Annotated in this window: 2 protein-coding genes and 1 other RNA gene; 2 read left to right on the forward strand and 1 reads right to left on the reverse strand. The window is 48.3% G+C overall.

Annotation, left to right across the window (positions count from 1 at the left end; all coding sequences use genetic code 11):
- Positions 1 to 634: 634 nt before the first annotated feature.
- Positions 635 to 1,618 (reverse strand): hypothetical protein, encoded by a 984-nt coding sequence (locus BGP75_RS27220; RefSeq protein ID WP_076719630.1) that lies wholly within the window; start codon positions 1,616 to 1,618, stop codon positions 635 to 637.
- Between the two features lie 36 nt (positions 1,619 to 1,654).
- On the opposite strand from BGP75_RS27220, the gene rnpB reads away from it, so the two are divergent.
- Both rnpB and BGP75_RS27750 read left to right on the forward strand, forming a co-directional pair.
- An RNA gene (rnpB, locus tag BGP75_RS14865) (RNase P RNA component class A) lies at positions 1,655 to 2,056 on the forward strand.
- Positions 2,057 to 2,090: 34 nt separating this feature from the next.
- Positions 2,091 to 2,297 carry a DUF6538 domain-containing protein gene (locus tag BGP75_RS27750; RefSeq protein WP_369832129.1) on the forward strand — a complete coding sequence of 69 codons (207 nt, stop codon included), beginning with the start codon at positions 2,091 to 2,093 and terminating at the stop codon, positions 2,295 to 2,297.
- Positions 2,298 to 2,440: the final 143 nt, after the last annotated feature.

The following is a 2,440-nucleotide window of genomic DNA, read 5'->3' on the forward strand; positions in this document are numbered from 1 at the left end:
GACTGGCCGCTTTGCTTCCACGTATCAAGATGCTGTTTCCAGGTCTCTCGAAGGGCTTTCAGTTCATTGGCAGTCATGATGATCTCCTTAATTCAGAGATCATGACCTTAGCTGGCGAGCAGCCCTGGTAACAGGTGGGGTTTATTTACCGCTTACGTTTATGAGACAGGGGGGGGACTATAGGTAACCTTAAGCCCTGCATAGGTGGCTCTAAGCTCAACGCTGGTATTGATTACTATTAGGATATATACACTAGCTTGAGCCTAGGGTCAGTACTCGACAAATAGCGAAGAATATATAGTTAGTAGGATGATAGAAACACCAGTGACGGCATAAAGCCAGAAAAAGGCTGCTGCCAGTGCTCTATCAAACCTGCTCGTATGCTCTCGGAGTATGTCTGAGTCAGCAAAGAACGAAGACAAAGCGCTGGCCTTAAACCTATCAGTCAAGCTCTTAGGTAGCGACAATGCTTGAGCGACATGAAGAATGTCCCAGCCACCCGCAAATTCAATACCTAGGCTTTCCTTTGTGACAGGGTTCTTACGCAGCTTTCTTACTGTTATCTGACCAAAAGCTACGAATAGTATGCCCACGATAACCGTACAGCCTATCAAGATACCCCAAAGTGGCCCGACTAGCTCCATAGTGAGTTAATCCAATTAAGAATAGGGTCATACAGCCAATCAGCTGCTTTTTTAGCATGATGGTCAGCAGCCATAGATACTCCAGCAGCTGTGGCGATGATAACAGCGCCAGTGCCTATGAGATATACCCAACCTACAGGGGTCGTGAGTGCTAGTAGTGCCAGACCTGCGTTGACTGCAAGTGTCCCTGCGACTGCACCTACAGCAAAGCCGCTAGCCTCGACAAACATCTTCTTCTCCCAGTTACCTCCAGCTTTATAGGTATTATGTATATCACCCACACGACTAGTAAAGTCTATAACTGCAAGCCCATTGCCTAGGACCTTGGTATGCTTGGAGAACTTGACGAGGTTGTGTGCTTCAATTTGGTTAGTAAAGTCTAACTTTGCAACAGAGCGGCCACTTTCCGCAATGTTCTTAGCGCGTGTCATGTTGGCTAGTGGGTGACCTTTTCTGATCTTCTTCCCAGCAGTGACTAGCTCGATCTCTAGTCGAAACATTCGATTCATCTTTTCGTAGGCCCGTTGCATTCTGACCTTGCTCATTTGTCGACCACCACGATAACTCACTGCTTGCTTGTGTTGCATCACAGAGTCTTCAAAAGCTTTCACAGCATCTGCAAATGCACCAACACGGCCTCCATAGACAGAGGTAGCAGCACCCATACCAGCAGTACTGTATGGGTTGCTAATAGTAGACATCACTTGAGCCATAGCGACAGTTCTGTCTTCCCCAAACTCTGACACCAGGCCCATCAGGTTCTTAGCAGAAGACTGTGGCATAGAGGCTAGCGGGTTGATTATTCCTCGGTCTTGGGGTCTGGAGTAGTCACCGACCAAATAGGGTGTATAGGGGGATAACGTAGTCGGTATCTCGCAAGTGACGGTTTGTATGCTCTCAGTCGACAGGAGGTCACACAGGTGGTTTAGAGAAGAGATAGGTGTAGGTTTTTCACACATCAAGGCGGTAGCCATGCAAAGTTCCTTTTAAGTAGATTCCAATGAGCGGCGTGATGTTACAGGATGCTGCCATTGATGTCTTGCGCTTTTCTCTCTTGTGTTGGTACGGAAACTGGTACAGAATCGTGACCTAAAGACGTGTATGCGTAGCTTAGTGTTAACGCTGAGTCGAACCCCTGGGGGGGCGTGAGCCTACGGAAAGTGCAGCAGAGAGTAGACCGCCTAAGCAGGTCTTTCGAGATTTGCCGGTAAGGGTGAAAGGGTGCGGTAAGAGCGCACCGCGTGGGTGGTAACATTCCACGGCATGGTAAACCCCACTTGGAGCAAGACCAAATAGGAATCCTTTTCGTGGCCCACGTTGGATTCGGGTAGGTTGCTTGAGGTCTGTGGTGACGCAGACCCTAGATGAATGACTGTCCACGACAGAACCCGGCTTACAGGTGGGCTCGATTAGATTTTATTCAGTGTTTTCAATAAGTTACATCTCTTGTTTGGAAGCTCTGAGACATGCTGCAGAAACTGGTACGGAACCGAAAGTCCTACCTGCTTATTACGTGGTCGAACCTATTACTTCAGGTACTCGATTCCACTCGAAGCAAGAAGGGTGTGTCCCTTGCTCCCTATTGAAGTTAAACGCAGCCTTCGAACTGATTCTCTTTCAGAAGCATTGGCTCTGATCGTAAGCGGTAAATAAACCCCACCTGTTACCAGGGCTGCTCGCCAGCTAAGGTCATGATCTCTGAATTAAGGAGATCATCATGACTGCCAATGAACTGAAAGCCCTTCGAGAGACCTGGAAACAGCATCTTGATACGTGGAAGCAAAGCGGCCAGTCCC

This window comes from Motiliproteus sp. MSK22-1, assembly GCF_001968815.1.
In the GTDB taxonomy this organism is placed as follows: domain Bacteria; phylum Pseudomonadota; class Gammaproteobacteria; order Pseudomonadales; family Balneatricaceae; genus Motiliproteus.